At 49.3% G+C, this 15,586-nt stretch carries 21 protein-coding genes and 1 other RNA gene; 10 read left to right on the top strand and 12 right to left on the bottom strand.

The annotated features are described in order from the left end of the window. Positions 1–9: 9 nt before the first annotated feature. Positions 10–1,446 carry an MBOAT family O-acyltransferase gene (locus ACTHTQ_RS10340; RefSeq protein WP_440363856.1) on the bottom strand — a complete coding sequence of 479 codons (1,437 nt, stop codon included), beginning with the start codon at positions 1,444–1,446 and terminating at the stop codon, positions 10–12. 46 nt (positions 1,447–1,492) lie between these two features. Further along, positions 1,493–2,131, bottom strand: a complete 639-nt coding sequence (locus tag ACTHTQ_RS10335; protein WP_070592086.1) for a DedA family protein — start codon at positions 2,129–2,131, stop codon at positions 1,493–1,495. Positions 2,132–2,361: 230 nt separating this feature from the next. Here ACTHTQ_RS10335 and hda point away from each other — a divergent pair, with 230 nt between their 5' ends. The 5 genes from hda (at position 2,362) to ACTHTQ_RS10310 (ending at position 5,017) form a co-directional block, all read left to right on the top strand. After that, positions 2,362–3,030, top strand: a complete 669-nt coding sequence (gene hda, locus ACTHTQ_RS10330) for a DnaA regulatory inactivator Hda (protein WP_440363855.1) — start codon at positions 2,362–2,364, stop codon at positions 3,028–3,030. After that, entirely contained in the window at positions 3,027–3,695 is a 669-nt protein-coding gene (locus ACTHTQ_RS10325) for an HAD family hydrolase (RefSeq protein WP_250589796.1), read from the top strand. The genes hda and ACTHTQ_RS10325 overlap by 4 nt, the downstream gene beginning before the upstream one ends. A 59-nt stretch (positions 3,696–3,754) precedes the next feature. Beyond that, positions 3,755–3,928, top strand: a complete 174-nt coding sequence (locus tag ACTHTQ_RS10320; RefSeq protein ID WP_250600864.1) for a hypothetical protein — start codon at positions 3,755–3,757, stop codon at positions 3,926–3,928. Continuing rightward, positions 3,925–4,074: a hypothetical protein gene (locus ACTHTQ_RS10315; protein WP_250589798.1), complete on the top strand. Its 150-nt coding sequence runs from the start codon at positions 3,925–3,927 to the stop codon at positions 4,072–4,074. Before ACTHTQ_RS10320 ends, ACTHTQ_RS10315 begins: the two co-directional genes overlap by 4 nt. A 157-nt stretch (positions 4,075–4,231) precedes the next feature. After that, positions 4,232–5,017, top strand: coding sequence for an endonuclease/exonuclease/phosphatase family protein (locus ACTHTQ_RS10310; RefSeq protein ID WP_250600862.1), 786 nt, complete (start codon positions 4,232–4,234; stop codon positions 5,015–5,017). A gap of 164 nt (positions 5,018–5,181) precedes the next feature. Here the strand turns inward: ACTHTQ_RS10310 and ssrA are convergent. The 3 genes from ssrA to ACTHTQ_RS10295 form a co-directional block, all read right to left on the bottom strand. Beyond that, positions 5,182–5,544, bottom strand: a transfer-messenger RNA (tmRNA) gene (gene ssrA, locus ACTHTQ_RS10305). Positions 5,545–5,656: 112 nt separating this feature from the next. Next, positions 5,657–6,871, bottom strand: a complete 1,215-nt coding sequence (locus tag ACTHTQ_RS10300) for a pyridoxal phosphate-dependent aminotransferase (protein ID WP_250600776.1) — start codon at positions 6,869–6,871, stop codon at positions 5,657–5,659. Between the two features lie 84 nt (positions 6,872–6,955). Further along, positions 6,956–7,171, bottom strand: a complete 216-nt coding sequence (locus tag ACTHTQ_RS10295) for a tautomerase family protein (protein WP_003682441.1) — start codon at positions 7,169–7,171, stop codon at positions 6,956–6,958. A 165-nt stretch (positions 7,172–7,336) separates the two neighbouring features. Here ACTHTQ_RS10295 and ACTHTQ_RS10290 point away from each other — a divergent pair, with 165 nt between their 5' ends. Beyond that, positions 7,337–7,936 (top strand): MlaC/ttg2D family ABC transporter substrate-binding protein, encoded by a 600-nt coding sequence (locus tag ACTHTQ_RS10290; protein WP_440363854.1) that lies wholly within the window; start codon positions 7,337–7,339, stop codon positions 7,934–7,936. A gap of 59 nt (positions 7,937–7,995) precedes the next feature. Here ACTHTQ_RS10290 and efp read toward each other — a convergent pair whose 3' ends face one another. Genes efp through ACTHTQ_RS10275 form a run of 3 tightly spaced genes read right to left on the bottom strand, consistent with a single transcriptional unit; the run spans position 7,996 to position 10,066 of the window. After that, a complete protein-coding gene (gene efp, locus ACTHTQ_RS10285; protein WP_440363853.1) occupies positions 7,996–8,556 on the bottom strand; it encodes an elongation factor P in 561 nt (186 codons plus the stop codon). 42 nt (positions 8,557–8,598) lie between these two features. Further along, positions 8,599–9,756 carry an elongation factor P maturation arginine rhamnosyltransferase EarP gene (earP, locus tag ACTHTQ_RS10280; protein ID WP_440363852.1) on the bottom strand — a complete coding sequence of 386 codons (1,158 nt, stop codon included), beginning with the start codon at positions 9,754–9,756 and terminating at the stop codon, positions 8,599–8,601. A gap of 31 nt (positions 9,757–9,787) precedes the next feature. Next, positions 9,788–10,066 (bottom strand): hypothetical protein, encoded by a 279-nt coding sequence (locus ACTHTQ_RS10275; RefSeq protein ID WP_003682447.1) that lies wholly within the window; start codon positions 10,064–10,066, stop codon positions 9,788–9,790. A 102-nt stretch (positions 10,067–10,168) separates the two neighbouring features. On the opposite strand from ACTHTQ_RS10275, the gene nadE reads away from it, so the two are divergent. Further along, complete coding sequence (gene nadE, locus ACTHTQ_RS10270; protein ID WP_440363851.1) at positions 10,169–10,957, top strand: NAD(+) synthase; 789 nt, start codon at positions 10,169–10,171, stop codon at positions 10,955–10,957. Positions 10,958–11,025: 68 nt separating this feature from the next. Here the strand turns inward: nadE and ACTHTQ_RS10265 are convergent, their stop codons facing one another. Then, a complete protein-coding gene (locus tag ACTHTQ_RS10265) occupies positions 11,026–11,226 on the bottom strand; it encodes a protein MIGRI (protein WP_003682450.1) in 201 nt (66 codons plus the stop codon). A 116-nt stretch (positions 11,227–11,342) separates the two neighbouring features. On the opposite strand from ACTHTQ_RS10265, the gene metX reads away from it, so the two are divergent. Together metX and metW are read left to right on the top strand one after the other, a co-directional pair. Then, a complete protein-coding gene (gene metX, locus ACTHTQ_RS10260) occupies positions 11,343–12,482 on the top strand; it encodes a homoserine O-succinyltransferase MetX (protein ID WP_004519859.1) in 1,140 nt (379 codons plus the stop codon). After that, positions 12,479–13,060, top strand: coding sequence for a methionine biosynthesis protein MetW (gene metW / locus ACTHTQ_RS10255; RefSeq protein WP_003682452.1), 582 nt, complete (start codon positions 12,479–12,481; stop codon positions 13,058–13,060). Before metX ends, metW begins: the two co-directional genes overlap by 4 nt. Positions 13,061–13,155: 95 nt before the next feature. Here metW and ACTHTQ_RS10250 read toward each other — a convergent pair whose 3' ends face one another. Further along, positions 13,156–13,620 (bottom strand): low molecular weight protein-tyrosine-phosphatase, encoded by a 465-nt coding sequence (locus tag ACTHTQ_RS10250; protein ID WP_003685247.1) that lies wholly within the window; start codon positions 13,618–13,620, stop codon positions 13,156–13,158. Positions 13,621–13,706: 86 nt separating this feature from the next. Then, positions 13,707–14,807 carry a conjugal transfer protein gene (locus ACTHTQ_RS10245; protein WP_440363850.1) on the bottom strand — a complete coding sequence of 367 codons (1,101 nt, stop codon included), beginning with the start codon at positions 14,805–14,807 and terminating at the stop codon, positions 13,707–13,709. A 206-nt stretch (positions 14,808–15,013) separates the two neighbouring features. On the opposite strand from ACTHTQ_RS10245, the gene gloA reads away from it, so the two are divergent. Beyond that, on the top strand, positions 15,014–15,427 hold the full coding sequence (gene gloA / locus ACTHTQ_RS10240; RefSeq protein WP_070589865.1) for a lactoylglutathione lyase: 414 nt from the start codon (positions 15,014–15,016) through the stop codon (positions 15,425–15,427). A gap of 72 nt (positions 15,428–15,499) precedes the next feature. Here gloA and ACTHTQ_RS10235 read toward each other — a convergent pair. After that, a partial coding sequence (locus ACTHTQ_RS10235; RefSeq protein WP_159069391.1) for an IS3 family transposase occupies positions 15,500–15,586 on the bottom strand: 87 nt, incomplete at its 5' end.

The raw sequence follows: 15,586 nt of genomic DNA, 5'->3' as shown, positions 1-15,586 counted from the left end.
TTCTGCTCCTTAGAAGTTGGCGTAAATAAAGCCGGGAATGCCGGACGGGGCGAAGATGATAATCAGGGCGAGGATAAGCGTGATGGGGATAAACCACAGCCATGCAGGCAATTTGTCCAAGCCTTTTACCGATGCTTCAAATAGGCGAAGCAAATACGGGTAAAGCAAAAGCATCAGTGCAAATGCACCCAGCAACATGAGGTCGGTCGGCAGAGGTGCGTTCCAACCTTTGTCATTGGCAAATAAGGCGCTGAACAGCATTTCCGTATCGGCAAGCGTTGCGCTGTTGAACACGACAAAAGCGAAACAAACGAAATGGAAGGTAAACAGCCAGGCAAGCGGTTTGCCGATTTTCAGACGGCCTAAGGCATTGCGGCCGACGATTTTATCGCCGCAGTTAAGGAACACCAAAGCCGCACCGTGCAGTGCGCCCCAAATCAAAAAGTTCCAGCCGTAGCCATGCCAAATGCCGGAAAGCAACATGGCAATCATCAGATTGAGCTGGGTGCGGCCGAAGCCTTTTTTGCTGCCGCCCAAAGGAATATAGATATAGTCGCGAATCCAAGTGGACAGGCTGATGTGCCATCTGTCCCAGAAGTCGCGGATGTTGATGGCGCGAAGCGGCGCGGCAAAGTTTTTCGGCAGCTGGAAGCCGAGCAGCATGGCCAAGCCGATGACCAAATCCGAATAGCCGGAAAAGTCGAAAAAGAGTTGGAAAGTGTAGCCATAAATCGCAGACAGCACGCCCCAGCCGTCGAACTGGGCCGGATTTTCAAAAACAGGTGATACCCAGCCTTCTGCCAATACGCCGGCAAGCCACCATTTTTTGGCAATGCCCAACACAATCAGGCCGACCGCCAACGCCGGATAAATCAGTTGGCGCGCCTGTTTGGTGCGGATTTGCGCCAATGCGCCCGCTTGTTCGCCGTCTATGCTTTTAAAAGCGGCCGCACGGATAATCGGGCCGGATGTGATGGTGGGGAAGAAGCTCAGATGCAGTAGGAGCTCGTGCCATTCAAAACGGTCTCCTTTGGGCTCGCGGTAGCAATACACCAAGTAAGCCAGCGATTGGAAAGTGTAATAAGACAAGCCTAAAGGCAAAAGGATGTCGATGACGGCACTTTGCCCTGTATATTGTTGAATAATCAGGCGGAAAAAGTCGAAGTATTTGAAGAAACACAAAACAGTCAATGCTGCCGAAATACCGCAGCCCAGCCAAAATTTGCGGATATTCTCGTTTTCAGAAAACATCAGCACGCTGACCAGGTAAACCACAGACGAGTAAACCAAAATCAGCGCGGCAAAAATAGGGTCGATACGGTAAAGCCAGCCCAGCCCGGCAACCAAAAGTAAAACGTTTTGAACTTGCGGCAAACGTGCAAATGCCCAGTACAGCGGCAAAAATGCGATAAAGAATACCGCAAACTCAATAGACAGCAACGGCATGGCAATTCCTTGATGTGTTTAAACTTTCAAACTTTTCGATTGATTGTTATTTTTTGGCGTTAAGTTTGGCACGGATGACTTCGACTACCGCAGGTAAAATCGAAATCACGATGATTGCCGCCATGACTAAGCCCAGATTGTTTTTGACGACGGGGATGTTGGCGAAGAAGTAGCCCGCATAGGAAAACGACAATACCCACAATACTGCGCCGATAATGTTGTAACGGATAAACGTGCCGTAGTGCATATCGCCCATGCCTGCGACAAATGGCGCAAACGTCCGCACAATCGGCACAAAGCGCGCAATGATGATGGTTTTACCGCCGTGTTTTTCATAGAACGCATGGGTTTTTTCCAAATACGAACGGCGGAAAATTTTGGAATCCGGATTGGCAAACAGTTTTTGTCCGAAATACTTGCCAATCATGAAGTTGGCCGCATCGCCTAAAATGGCGGCAGCCAAGAGCAGCAATACCATGACGTGGATGTTCATGCCACCGATGGCCGCAATACCGCCGGCGGCAAACAGCAGCGAGTCGCCGGGTAAAAATGGCGTTACGACCAAACCGGTTTCGCAGAAAATCACAACAAACAAAATCGCGTAAATCCACGGGCCGTATTGGGCGGAAAGGTGGACAAGGTGTTGGTCGATATGGAGGATGAAATCAATAAGGGTAGAAATCACTAGGGTTCCCCAAATAAAAAGGCCGTCTGAAAAAGAACAGACAAATGTTTCGGCGAGAAGTTCGACATTTTAAAACCAAAGCGGAATAAAACCAATGCCGTAAGCGCGTCAAGATATGTTTAGAAGTGCAGATATGTTGCAGGTATAGGCTGCAGACGGCCTTTATCCTTGATGGTGGACGGCAAAACAACGTAAAATAAAGCCGATTTCAAACTAACCGGTGCGCCTTTGTGAACCAGCTCATCTTCGATTTTGCCAGCCATGATTATCCCGGCTTCGACAAATTTCTGGGAACAGAAAATGCCGAGTTGGTGTATGTGTTGCAACACAAACATGGGCAATTTATCTATGTTTGGGGAGAAGAGGGCGCAGGCAAAAGCCATCTCTTGCAGGCATGGGTCGCTCAGGCGCTCGATACCGGACGAAATGCCCTCTATATTGATGCCGCCGCCACGCCGCTGACAGAAGCCGCGCTGGATGCAGAATATCTCGCCATTGACCAAATCGAAAAGCTTAATAATGAAGAACAGGCTTTACTGTTTGCCATCTTCAACCGCTTCCGCAACAGCGGCAAAGGCTTTTTGCTTTTGAGTTCCGAATATACGCCGCAGCAGCTCGTTATCCGCGAAGATTTGCGCACACGCATGGCGTATTGTTTGGTTTACGAAGTCAAACCCCTGACCGACCAAGAAAAAATCGACGCGCTCGTCAGCATGGCCGCGGCACGCCAAGTAACCATAGATCCCGAAATCTTCGAATACCTGCTTAACCACTGGCGGCGCGATATGGACAGTCTGATGCAGATGCTCGACACGCTGGACAACTACGCCGTCACCATGGGCAAACGCATCACTCTGCCGCTTCTGCGCCAGCTTCTGAAACAACAGGAAACCCAATGAAAAACCTTGCCATTTTCGACCTCGACAATACCTTGATCAATACCGATTCGGATCACTCCTGGCCGCAATACCTGATTAAAAAGGGCATAGTCGATGCGGCTGAAACCGAGGCACAAAATGAAAAGTTCTACCAAGACTATCAAAACGGTTGTCTTGATATTGATGCCTTCCTTAAGTTTCATCTCGCGCCTTTAGCCCGTTTCAGCAAGGAAGAATTGGCTGAGTTTCATCGTGAGTTTATGGCCGAATATATTGTTCCGCATATTTCTCCGATGCAGCGTATGTTGGTGCAAAGCCATCAAATGGCAGGCGACGAAATGTTGGTTATTTCTTCGACCAACGAATTCATCATTACCCCTATCTGCCATCTTTTCGGTATTCACAACATTATCGGCACACAGCTTGAAACCGGTGAAGACGGCCGATATACGGGCAATTATGTTGGTACGCCCAGCCTGAAAGAAGGCAAAATTACCCGATTGAACCAATGGCTTGCAGAGCGTGGCGAGACCTTTGAAAGCTACGGCAAGGTTTATTTTTACAGCGACTCCAAAAACGATTTGCCGCTGTTGCGTATCGTGGATGAACCTGTCGCCGTCAATCCGGATGCCGAGCTGGAAAAAGAAGCCAAAGCAAAAGGTTGGCCGATTTTGAATTTCAAATAACGATGAATCAGGCCGTCTGAAATATTTAACCTAACCACAACCCTAATAAGGACTAAAACATGAAAACGACTAAACTCCTCGCCTCAGCCCTGTTGTTTGCCGCTGTATTCGGTACCGCACAAGCAGCCGATACAGAAACTCTGGAAGCCATGAAAGCGCAAAACGGCAGCGTTAAAACCGTTTTGATGGATGTGATGTTTTCACAACTCCTGCCGGCAATGTTGACCGTGTGAATATCATTCAATCCAGCGGCAATCCTGAAATGGACGAACGCGCAGTGAAAAGCGTTTCCAAATATCCTTATCCGAAACGCAAAACCGCATCTAAATACCAACACACTGTTACTTTTGAAACCAATGTTGAAGTAATCAACAACTGATTTGGACGCAAGGCCGTCTGAAAAACAGAAGGCGTTTTGATTGGGAAATTCCCTGTCAAAACGTCGTTTTATTCTTTAAACAAGTATAACCAAAATTGCCGTAAAACCACACGCTCCGGTGCTATACTGAAACAAATAAACCGCTTCATCACACATCATGTCTCCCCGTCCAGTTACCATTACTTCCTACAATATGCACAAAGGCATGTCTGCGCTCAACCGTAAAGTGCAGGTCAACCGCATGGCTGACGCGCTGGGTGCATTGGGTTCGGACGTTTTGTTTTTACAAGAAGTCCAAGGACAACATCTCAACAGAAGCCGCCGTACCAACTTTCCTGATGCACCGCATTATGACGTCATCGGCGACAGCCTCGATTATCATCGCAGCTACGGTAAAAATGCCGTCTATCCTAAACGCCATCACGGCAACGCCATTCTCAGCCGCCTGCCGCTGAAAACGGAAAACAACCTTAACATCAGCGTCAACAAACTTGAACAACGAGGCCTGTTGCATTGCGAAGTCGTGCCCGAAGGTTGGGAAGATCCGCTGGTGTGTTTGTGCGTCCACCTCAACCTGCGCGAGCCGGACCGCCTCAAACAATACCGTGCCATCAGCGACTACGTTGGCCGATATATTTGTCCGGAAAGCCCGTTGATTATCGCCGGTGATTTTAATGACTGGCGGCAGAAATCAGCCCATGAGCTGGGTAGGGCATTAGATTTGAACGAAGTATTCGTCGATAATACAGGCAAACGCCCCAAAACCTTCCCTTCGCGCCTGCCCATACTCAGCCTCGACCGCATTTACACGCGCAACCTTGATGTCATTGATTCTGAAATCCACAACGGTAAAGACTGGCAGCATTTGTCAGATCATCTGCCATTGAGTGTAACGGTTAGGCCGCATCGTAAAATGAATATGAAATCAGATAGAAAAATGTAAGGCTGAAATCTTTGTTAAAGCGCTATTGGTAATGTATCGAAAGAAAAAGTTTTTTCACTCAGATAGTTGAGACCAAAACAGGCCGTCTGAAAAGTTTCAGACGGCCTGTTTAAGTTTATAAAAAAGCGCAAAACTTTTTATGTCAAAAGTTTGCGCTTTAAATCTGGTGGAGGCGGGGGGAATCGAACCCCCGTCCGAAAGTCCTCTACAGAGCGTTCTACATACTTAGTTGTGTCTATTTAGAATCTCGTCCTCATCATGCCGACCAACAGGCCTTCAGAGAACCAGTTACCTTAAATCTCGTTTCCTGCCAAGTAACCCGACAGAAAACCAGTCAATGTAGAATGACGTTGCGGTAGCTTGCGCTACACAGCCCATTGACCAACTGCTGCAACGGCAGGCCTTAAGCGGCCAGTGCGTAAGTTTCGTCGTTTGCGACTATTTAGATTCAGTGTTTTACGGGAAATCTGAGACCCCGGTATGCCCGCATCTGCTTTGCAACCCCCGTCGAAACCAAGATCGCCCCCAGATAGGAAAAGTCGATTATACGCATGTCAGCGTGCTTTGCCAAGCTGCCGATTGATTGAAAAGGCCGTCTGAACAGCAGTTTGTTTTTCAGACGGCCTGTTTGGCTTAGGTTTATTGATGGTAGTTTTGTAAGAAGCGTTTGAGTTTGTCCATGGCTTCTTCGATTTGATGAACGGGCGGCAGGGTAACGATACGGAAATGGTCGGGGCGTATCCAGTTGAAGCCTGTACCTTGGACGAACAAGACTTTTTCACGCACGAGCAAATCGTAGACGAATTTCATGTCGTCATGAATGCCGTACATTTCGGTATCGATTTTTGGGAACATATACATCGCGCCCATTGGTTTGACGCAGGAAACACCGGGGATTTGGTTGATCAGTTCCCATGCTTTATTGCGTTGTTCCAACAGGCGGCCGCCTGGCAGGATAAATTCGTTGATGCTTTGATAGCCGCCCAAGGCCGTCTGAATGGCGTGTTGCATCGGCGTATTGGCACACAGACGCATGGAAGAGAGCATGTCGAGGCCTTCGATATAGCCTTTGGCATGATGTTTCGGACCGTTGAGCACCATCCAGCCTTGGCGGAAACCGGCCACGCGGTAGGCTTTGGAGAGGCCGTTAAACGTAATGGTCAGCAAGTCGGGGGCGAGGGCGGCAATGTGATGGTGTACGGCACCATCATAAAGAATTTTGTCGTAAATTTCGTCGGCAAAAATAATCAGGCCGTGTTTACGCGCTAATTCGGCAATTTCCAGCAGGATTTCTTTGCTGTACACCGCGCCGGTGGGGTTGTTGGGGTTGATGATGACGATGGCTTTGGTTTTCGGCGTAATTTTGGCTTCTATATCGGCTAGATTCGGGAACCAGTCATTTTCTTCGTCGCACAAATAATGACGCACATTGCCGCCGGCCAGTGTTGCGGCAGCGGTCCACAGTGGATAGTCAGGCGCAGGAATCAGGATTTCATCGCCGTCGTTGAGCAATGCTTGCATGGACATGGTAATCAGCTCGGAGACGCCGTTGCCGATGTAAACGTCGTTGACGGTAACGTCGAGCAAGCCTTTGGTTTGATAGTAATGAACGATGGCTTTGCGTGCGGAATAAAGGCCTTTGGAGTCGCAATAGCCCTGCGCGGTCGGCAGGTTGCGGATCACGTCAACCAAAATTTCATCAGGCGCTTCAAAGCCGAACGGGGCAGGGTTGCCAATATTGAGCTTGAGGATTTTGTTGCCTTCTTCTTCCAGTTGCAGGGCTTTTTTATGAACCGGGCCGCGGATGTCGTAGCAAACGTGGTCCAGTTTTGATGATTTGGGGAATTTCTCCATGATGTGTGTTCCGTAAAATTGTAGACAATGGGATAAATGTACTCTTTTTGCGGGTAAATTAAAAGGGTTTCAGACGGCCAAAGCTTACTTATTGCGCGCTTCAGCACGGCGAACCGTCACGCTTTTGCCGCCTATGCCCCAGTTGTCCATATCGATTTCGTCAATGACGACGACGGTTGTCTCAGGGTTTTTGTTGAGAACGCGTGAGAGTAATTCGGTTACGCCGCGGATTAATTCGGCTTTTTGCTCTGCACTCGGGGCTTCGCTGCCACCGGTTACTTTGATGTTGACGTAAGGCATGGCTGTTTCCTTTTAAAATAGCGTTCACATGTTATCTTATTTTTATCAGGCCGTCTGAAATTTAATTGCAGGATTTTTCATTGCTCATGACTGCTTTTACAAAGAATTAAGTTTTTTGGAATAGATTGTTTTTACAATGCGGTTTTATTTTGGATGGATATCGTCATGAACCGTTTTCTTCAGACTTTGATTGTGGCTGCACCGATGGTGATTGCCGCGCCTTATGTGGCGGCGGAAACGCATCCGGCGCAAAAGCAGATGCAGCAGAACATTGATACCGTGTTGAAAATTGCACGCAATACATCTTTGACAGAAGCGCAACGTGTGAAACAGGTTGAGCAGTATGCCAACCGTTATTTGGATTATGAGCGTATTTCGGCTTTAGCTGTCGGCGCTCCATGGCGTGAATTTTCTGCCAAACAGAAAACTGATTTTATCCGTGCATTCAAAGATATGGTGATTGCGATGTACTCGCATTCTGCACTGATTGGTGCGACGGATGCGAATGTACGCCTGTTGCCGAAGATGACGACAAACGGCAATAAGTTTGACGTTTTCTCGGAAATTCAGACCAAAAAAGGCACTAAGTATGAAGTGGCCTACCAGCTTTACCAAAGCGGCGGTGCGTATAAGATTTACAACATCCGCGTGGACGGTACCAGCTTGGTGACGGTATACCGAAACCAGTTTGGCGAGCTGATTAAGAGCAAAGGCATTGACGGTACGATTGCGACTGTCGAAGCCAAGGGCTTGAAGAAACAATAAGGCAGATTAAGAAAAAGGCCGTCTGAATATTCAGACGGCCTTTTTGTTTTACGGGCTGATTAAGCACGTTTGCGGAATTCACCGGTACGGGTATCGATTTCGACTTTGTCGCCGTTTTCGATGTAAGACATCACTTGGATTTCAGTGCCGCCGACCAGACGTGCGGTTTTCATCACTTTACCGGAGGTATCGCCTTTAACGGCAGGCTCGGTGTATTCAACTTCGCGAACGATGATGGTAGGCAATTCTACGGAGATTGGGTTGCCTTCGTAGAAAGTGACTTCGCATACGTCTTCCATGCCGTCAATGATGAATTTCAACGCGTCGCCGATGTTGTCGGCTTCGATTTCGTATTGGTTGAATTCTTCGTCCATGAAGACGTACATTGGGTCGGCAAAGTAGCTGTAAGTACAGTTTTTGCGGGACAGGATAACGACGTCGAATTTGTCGTCGGCTTTGTAAATGGTTTCAGAAGCGGCACCAGTCAGCAGGTTTTTCAGTTTCATGCTGACTTTGGCGGAAGAGCGACCGCCTTTGATGTATTCGGTTTTTTGAACAACCATAGGGTCGTTGCCGACCATGAATACGTTGCCGGCGCGCAGTTCTTGTGCTGTTTTCATTGTAGTTTTCCAATCAAATCGGTTGTAATAAAACGCGCTATTTTAGCGTATTTTTTTGTGCTTTGAAATAAAGGCGGCAAGTTTTTCAACGGCACTTTTTTGGGCAAAAAGTCCGTCCCGCCATTTTGCCGCGCTTTGCCGCCATTCGTTTTGGTGTGCCGTCAGGGTTTGCCATGCCTGCAGGCGTTGGCTGTCGCTGAGTGCTTCTCCGTTGTTGAGTTCGTCGGAAAGGCGGCGGTGTGCCGTGGCGACAACATCCGGATAAACCTGATGCGCTTTGTCCCAAAACGCGTGCAGCTTGTCGAGATGGATATTTTCTTCTTGCGGATAGATGTGCCAAAAGAAAGGTTTTCCGACGAGCTGGGCGCGAACAAAGCTGTCTTCGCCGCGTATGACGGCGCCGTCGGCAAGGGTGAGCAGTTTGTCGAAATCCTGTTGGGCAACGAAAGGGATTTTGATCAGGGTAACGTGTTCGCTCTGATACACATCGCCGTCTTCAAGCAGGGCATTTTGCGGCATTAGGCCGCTGTTTTTCAGGCTGGCGATGATTTGTGTACCTGTCAACAGCAGAGTAATGGGTTGGCCGGCCTGTTGCCACATGGTCAGCCATTTTGCCCAAATATCGCTTTGATAGCCGAAAAGCAGCCATTCGGGCGCATTTTTTTCGGGAAGTTTGAGTTGTCGGCGTAAGGCTTCCGTATCAAAGCGGGCAGATTCGGCGTAATCGCGTTCGCGCAGCAGGCCGCCGCTTTTTTCGCTGAAACCCATAAACCAAAAATATTTCTGTATGCCGCCGGCTTGGGGTGAAGGCATTAAGTGCAGCCTCTCGTTGCTGTCTTCCGCGCTGAGGTATTCCCAGTTAAGCCAAAGTGGTCGGTGTCGGTGGATGATGGTTTGAACGTTGTCGGGCAGTTCGCAGGCGAAGGTTTCGATGACGATGTCGGGGGTAGGGGCTGTATCGGTATCTTCGGCATGGTCGGCTTGCCAAGCGTGAATGCCGATGCCTTGATGGATATTGGGAATCGAGGCCAAGTCAGGGCAGAGTGCCTGAAGGGATGGGAAGTCGTCTGTCCATAAATGCACTTGCCAGCCGAGTTCGCGTTGCAAAACACGAGCCAGCCGCCATGAAACGCCGATGTCGCCGAAGTTGTCGATGACGTTGCAGAAAATCCAGCAGGTATAAGGTGGGGTGGTGTTCATGGAAAAATATGCCCAAGGCCGTCTGAAAACATCAGAATGCGCCGAAATAGTGGAACAAATAAACAATCAGCAAAACAATCGGGATAAACATCCAAATGCTTTGCCGTTTCAATTCGGGCTCTTGTTTGAGGTGGTGTTTGATGACGTCAAAGAGGACGAATTTGAATAGGAATGTGGCTTCGCAGGCAAGGATGATGCCGTTGATGAGGTGTTGCGTTTTATCTTCGGGCGGGTTGAGGGCAAACCACAAGAGGGTGGCGAGCGGAATCAGGCAGACAACGAGCCAGCGCAGAAGTATGGGTTTGGACATGGTGTGCGTGCAAGAAATAAAAAGGGCATTATACCCTGTCGGCTTTCAGACAAGTGCAAATCAGGCTATCATTCGTTTTATTTGAAGCGAACATTTATCCCTATGCAAACCCAAGCCATCATCCGCCATATTGTTCAATGGCTCAAAGATTACGCCGAGCAGGCGCGTGCCAAAGGTTTTGTCGTCGGCGTATCCGGCGGCATCGATTCTGCCGTGGTTTCCACACTTACCGCGCAAACCGGTTTGTCGGTTTTGTTGTTGGAAATGCCGATTCATCAGAAATCCGACCAAGTCAACCGTGCGCAAGAACACATGGGCCGTCTGAAAAAGCGTTATCCCAATGTGAAAGCGCAAAGCGTTGATTTGACCCAAACTTTCGATATTTTCGCAGATACTGTTGATGTCAGCGAAACCGAATTTCCCAACAAACAGCTGGCACTGGCCAATGCACGCAGCCGCCTGCGCATGACGACGCTTTATTATTACGGCCAGCTGCATGGTTTGCTGGTGGCGGGGACGGGCAATAAAATTGAAGATTTCGGCGTCGGTTTCTTCACCAAATACGGCGACGGCGGCGTGGACATCAGCCCGATTGCCGATTTGACCAAAACTCAAGTGTACGCGTTGGCAACCGAGCTGGACGTATCGGAAGACATTCAAAAAGCCGTACCGACGGACGGACTTTGGGATACCGAGCGTACCGATGAAGAGCAAATGGGCGCATCTTATCCCGAACTCGAATGGGCGATGAGCGTGTACGACAGCCACAAGCCTGAAGATTTTGAGGGCAGACAGCGTGAAGTTTTGGCAATCTATACCCGATTGCACAAAGCCATGCAGCACAAAGTCAATCCGATTCCGGTTTGCAAGATTCCGGAAGAGCTGTTTTAAGTTTGAACATCAAAAGGCCGTCTGAAAACGCTGGATTAAGGTTTTCAGACGGCCTTTTATATTTTATTTCAATAAGAATTGGGAATATGTTTGAAAAACAGCATCATCAGATACCAAAACAGCGTAGCGGCCGCCGCGCCAAGCAATACCCACGCGCTGATTTTGGCGATTTCCCGAATGGTACGCTTTTGTTTGCGGCTGAACAAACGGTTCACAATCAATGCCGCTATGGCGCAAAAGAAAAAAAATCTCAAAAGCCTGCCTATCATTCCACATTCTCCCAAAAATATTGCCTTTAATCAGGGCAGGCCGTCTGAAGCCTCATGCACAAAACAAAAACGAAACGTTATAATACCCCTTTTGCCGCTTCACTTGGAAATTACAAATGACAACAAATGCCTCAGTGGGCATTGTAACGCCCCAGAAAATCCCGTTTGACACACCGCTTGCTCTGGAAAACGGCAAAACCTTACCCCGTTTCGACCTGATGATTGAAACCTACGGCACACTCAATGCCGACAAAAGCAATGCCGTCCTTATCTGTCATGCCCTGTCAGGCAATCATCACGTTGCCGGCAAGCACAGTGCGGAGGATAAATACGCCGGCTGGTGGGACAATATGGTCGGTCCCGGCAAACCCATCGATACCGAACGCTTTTTCGTTGTCGGTTTGAACAACTTGGGCGGCTGCGACGGCAGTACCGGCCCTTTGTCCGAAAACCCTGAAACCGGCCACGAATATGGCGCGGATTTTCCGGTTGTAACCGTCAAAGACTGGGTGAAGTCCCAATCCATGCTTGCCGATTACCTCGGTATTCAAAAATGGGCGGCCATTGTCGGCGGCAGTTTGGGCGGTATGCAGGCATTGCAATGGACGATTTCTTTGCCTGAACGCGTTGCCCACGCGCTCGTTATCGCTTCTGCGCCTAAACTTTCCACTCAAAACATCGCGTTTAACGATGTTGCCCGTCAAGCTATTTTGACCGATCCCGATTTCCATGAAGGCAATTACCGCAGCCATCATACCGTTCCTTCACGCGGTTTGCGTATTGCGCGCATGATGGGGCACATCACCTATCTTGCCGAAGACGGCTTAGGTAAAAAATTCGGCCGCGATTTAAAATCAGACGGCTATCAATATGGCTATGGCGTTGAATTTGAAGTGGAATCTTATCTTCGCTATCAAGGCGACAAGTTTGTCGGCCGTTTCGATGCCAATACTTATCTGCTGATGACCAAGGCACTCGACTACTTCGACCCGGCCGCCGATTACGGCCACAACCTCACGCGCGCCGTGGAGAATGTGCAGGCTAAGTTTTTTGTTGCCAGCTTCAGCACCGACTGGCGCTTCTCGCCGCAACGTTCGCATGAATTGGTCAAGGCATTAATCGCCGCGCAAAAATCCGTGCAGTACATTGAAGTCAAATCCAATCACGGCCACGATGCCTTCTTGATGGAAGACGAAGCCTATATCCGCGCGGTTGCCGCTTACATGAACAACGTTTACAAGGACTGCCAAAAATGAATCTGCGCGACGATTTGCAACTCATTTACGATTGGATACCCGAAGGCAGCCGCGTACTCGATTTAGGCTGCGGCGACGGCGAGCTGTTGGCCGCGTTGGTGGAACATAAAAATTGCACCGGCTACGGCGTTGAAATCGATACCGACAGTGTGATTGCCGCCATATCCCGCGGCGTAAACGTCATTCAAGCCGATTTGGAAGAAGGCTTGGTGGCTTTTGGCGATCAAAGTTTTGATGTGATTGTTTTGAGCCAAACCATTCAGGCGATGCAGAATACGGAAAAAATCCTGCGCTGCCTGATGCGCGTGGCCAAGCAGGCTATTGTCAGCTTCCCTAACTTCGGCTACTGGCGCAACCGCTTTCAAATTGCCGTCGGCGGCCATATGCCGGTTTCCGAGCGGATGCCGTATCATTGGTACGATACGCCCAATATCCATTGGTGTACCCTTAAAGACTTCGATTTATTGTGCGCCAAAAACAAAATCCGCGTGCTTGAGCGTGCGGTCATGACCGGCAATAAACAGATTAAACATCTGCCGAATTTATTGGGCAGTCTGGCGTTTTATCGCGTAGGTTGATTGAGGTCATAGATAAAGACCGTCTGAACAGGTAATCACGAAAGCATGGCTTTTGCAGATACCTGTTCAGACGGCCTTTTTTTGTTAAAGCCGGTTTAAGCCTGTTTCAATTTTTCCAACAAGGCCAAACTGCCGGCATCGACCAGACGGTAGGTTTCGTCAAAGTCGCCTGTGTACCACGGATCGGGAACGTGGTTGTAACCTGAGTCGGGGATAAGGTCGGTCAGTTTGAAGATTTTGCCGGGGTGGAAGCCGAGCTGCTTTTCGGTTTCTCTGAGGTTGTTGTCGTCCATCACGATGATGTAGTCGAAATGTTCGGCATCGCTGGGTTTGATTTTGCTGCTGGTAAAGCCTGACGGGTCGATGCCGTGTTGCTTGAGTGCGCGGCGTGTGCCTTCGTGCATGTCTTCTCCGTCATGCCAACCTGATGTGCCTGCGCTGGCTGTAATGACGGCATTGCCCATGCCTGCTTCGCGGGCGCGGTGGCGCAGGACGTATTCGGCCATGGGGGAGCGGCAGATGTTGCCGAGGCAGACGAAAAGGATTTTGTGGGTTTTCATATGCGTGAAAATGAGCGGTAAGGTTTGAAAATCAATGCAACACGCTAAACCGTTTTCAGACGGCCTTGGCGTGTTGCATTTTCAACTTAGTTTACATGGCTGAAGAAAGGATTGTGGCCTTCCAGTTTCAACGCTTGGGCATAAGTAGGGATGTTCTCGTTTTCGCCCAGTGGGTTGTGCAGCAGGTAGAGGTGCTCGATTCGGCATTCGGCCATCAGGTCGAGGAAGTTTTGCTGAACGATGGCGATATTGTCGGTTGAGGCCAGCTCCCATGTGAAGGTCTGCGGAACGATTTCAAACGCGCTGTCTGTCGCGTTGAAGCTGAACTGGAGCTTGCCATCCGCTTTCGCTGCGGCGACAACGCCGACACGCGGGCTTTGCATACGGATGGCGCGGATGGCGTTGGTGGCAAAAACGTCCATGGCCATGCGTTGGCGGGTGTGGCTGCCGTCGGTAAGCGCGTCAAGCGGTGTATTGGGCGAGATTGGGTTAGTAAAGAGGGTAACGCCGTCGAGGGCGAGATGCTCTTGCCAAACCTGCATCAATGGCAGGCCTGCCTGTTGCAGGTTGAGGCCCAAGGCCGTCTGAATGTCTTTATTGCCGTAGCCCAGCGCGTAAACCACATGGACGGATTGACCTTCGGGCAGCGTCAATGGTTTATATTCGAATTTTTGCAGGAATGCGCCTGCTGCTTCATCATTTTGCTTGGCTTGAAACCACTCGCCCGGGGTAACGCTGCTCAAGTCTGTAGATTGGACGAGGTAAGGCAGCCATTGCGTGTTTTGCGTGAGGGTGCGCAGGTTCGGGTAGTTTTGCAGGCAGGCGAAGAGGGCTTCGGTAGGCAGCGTGAGCGGCAGGGTTTGTTCTTTTTTGCAACCGGCGACCAAAACGACAGGCAGGGCAAACCATTGGGCTTCGTTATCGTTTTCTGCCTTCAGGACTTCGCCCACGCTTTGAATCAGGCTGGTGTAAGTGCCGACATCGGGCGCCATGGTCATCGCCAATGAAAGGTTGATGTAATGGTTTTGGCTGAGCATGGTGCGGATTTCGGTTTGCAGTTGGCCGGCCGAGAGCTTGCGTGATGCGGAGGAGGAGTTGTGTGCCAGCTGATAGGCATTGAGCAGAAGGTAGTTTTTGATAGGGCTCTGCGGATAAGGGCGGGTATCTGGAAGAACAAAGGTTTTCATGACGGTTTGAAGTGTTGTGTTGTAAGTGTGGCGATTATAGCAATTTAGTCAGTCGGTGTGCTTGTTAATAAATTAAATTCAAATAGCGATAGGGGAGACGCTTCATTTTTACATGGTTTAAGTATCGGCATTTTCTAAGTTGAGGAGGGTAAATGCCCGATATGTTATAATCCATAACCAAACATAATTCAGAAAGGAACAAAATCATGCGCTTGCTTCATACTATGTTGCGTGTCGGCAATCTCGAACGCTCTTTGGATTTCTATCAAAATGTATTGAACATGCAACTGTTGCGCCGCCGTGATTATCCTGAAGGCCGTTTTACTTTGGCTTTTGTCGGTTATGGCGATGAGGCGGACCATACTGTTTTGGAACTGACCCACAACTGGGATACCGAGTCTTACGACTTGGGCGAGGCTTACGGCCATATCGCGATTGAAGTTGATGACGCTTACGCTGCGTGCGAACGTGTCAAAGAGATGGGCGGTAAAGTGGTACGCGAAGCCGGCCCGATGAAACACGGCACGACTGTGATTGCGTTTGTCGAAGATCCGGACGGCTATAAAATTGAATTTATTCAAAAGAAAAGCGGTAGCGATTCGGTGCAATATTCATCTTAAGACATAAGATAATGGAAAAGGCCGTCTGAACATGAACTGGCCCCCAAATCTTGGACACTCATAAAAGCCTTTTCAGGCGCTCTGTGCAAGCTGGGTTCTGTATGCGACAGGACTCAGCTTTTTCAATTTCAAACTGCAACGCTCCCGGTTGTAGTAATC

The organism is Neisseria sp. P0020.S003, assembly GCF_051957095.1.
Taxonomy (GTDB): domain Bacteria; phylum Pseudomonadota; class Gammaproteobacteria; order Burkholderiales; family Neisseriaceae; genus Neisseria; species Neisseria subflava.
Note: the sequence above shows the minus strand (reverse complement) of the source record. Positions and strands in the feature narration are given on the sequence as shown.

Bases quoted from the DNA above. Each gene is read 5' to 3' on its own strand.
- ACTHTQ_RS10340 (WP_440363856.1), bottom strand. From the start codon at position 1,446: ATGCCGTTGCTGTCTATTGAGTTTGCGGTATTCTTTATCGCATTTTTG.
- ACTHTQ_RS10325 (WP_250589796.1), top strand. From the start codon at position 3,027: ATGAAAAACCTTGCCATTTTCGACCTCGACAATACCTTGATCAATACC.
- ACTHTQ_RS10320 (WP_250600864.1), top strand. From the start codon at position 3,755: ATGAAAACGACTAAACTCCTCGCCTCAGCCCTGTTGTTTGCCGCTGTA.
- ACTHTQ_RS10310 (WP_250600862.1), top strand. From the start codon at position 4,232: ATGTCTCCCCGTCCAGTTACCATTACTTCCTACAATATGCACAAAGGC.
- ACTHTQ_RS10300 (WP_250600776.1), bottom strand. From the start codon at position 6,871: ATGGAGAAATTCCCCAAATCATCAAAACTGGACCACGTTTGCTACGAC.
- ACTHTQ_RS10295 (WP_003682441.1), bottom strand. From the start codon at position 7,171: ATGCCTTACGTCAACATCAAAGTAACCGGTGGCAGCGAAGCCCCGAGT.
- ACTHTQ_RS10290 (WP_440363854.1), top strand. From the start codon at position 7,337: ATGAACCGTTTTCTTCAGACTTTGATTGTGGCTGCACCGATGGTGATT.
- efp (WP_440363853.1), bottom strand. From the start codon at position 8,556: ATGAAAACAGCACAAGAACTGCGCGCCGGCAACGTATTCATGGTCGGC.
- earP (WP_440363852.1), bottom strand. From the start codon at position 9,756: ATGAACACCACCCCACCTTATACCTGCTGGATTTTCTGCAACGTCATC.
- ACTHTQ_RS10275 (WP_003682447.1), bottom strand. From the start codon at position 10,066: ATGTCCAAACCCATACTTCTGCGCTGGCTCGTTGTCTGCCTGATTCCG.
- nadE (WP_440363851.1), top strand. From the start codon at position 10,169: ATGCAAACCCAAGCCATCATCCGCCATATTGTTCAATGGCTCAAAGAT.
- ACTHTQ_RS10265 (WP_003682450.1), bottom strand. From the start codon at position 11,226: ATGATAGGCAGGCTTTTGAGATTTTTTTTCTTTTGCGCCATAGCGGCA.
- metX (WP_004519859.1), top strand. From the start codon at position 11,343: ATGACAACAAATGCCTCAGTGGGCATTGTAACGCCCCAGAAAATCCCG.
- metW (WP_003682452.1), top strand. From the start codon at position 12,479: ATGAATCTGCGCGACGATTTGCAACTCATTTACGATTGGATACCCGAA.
- ACTHTQ_RS10250 (WP_003685247.1), bottom strand. From the start codon at position 13,620: ATGAAAACCCACAAAATCCTTTTCGTCTGCCTCGGCAACATCTGCCGC.
- ACTHTQ_RS10245 (WP_440363850.1), bottom strand. From the start codon at position 14,807: ATGAAAACCTTTGTTCTTCCAGATACCCGCCCTTATCCGCAGAGCCCT.
- gloA (WP_070589865.1), top strand. From the start codon at position 15,014: ATGCGCTTGCTTCATACTATGTTGCGTGTCGGCAATCTCGAACGCTCT.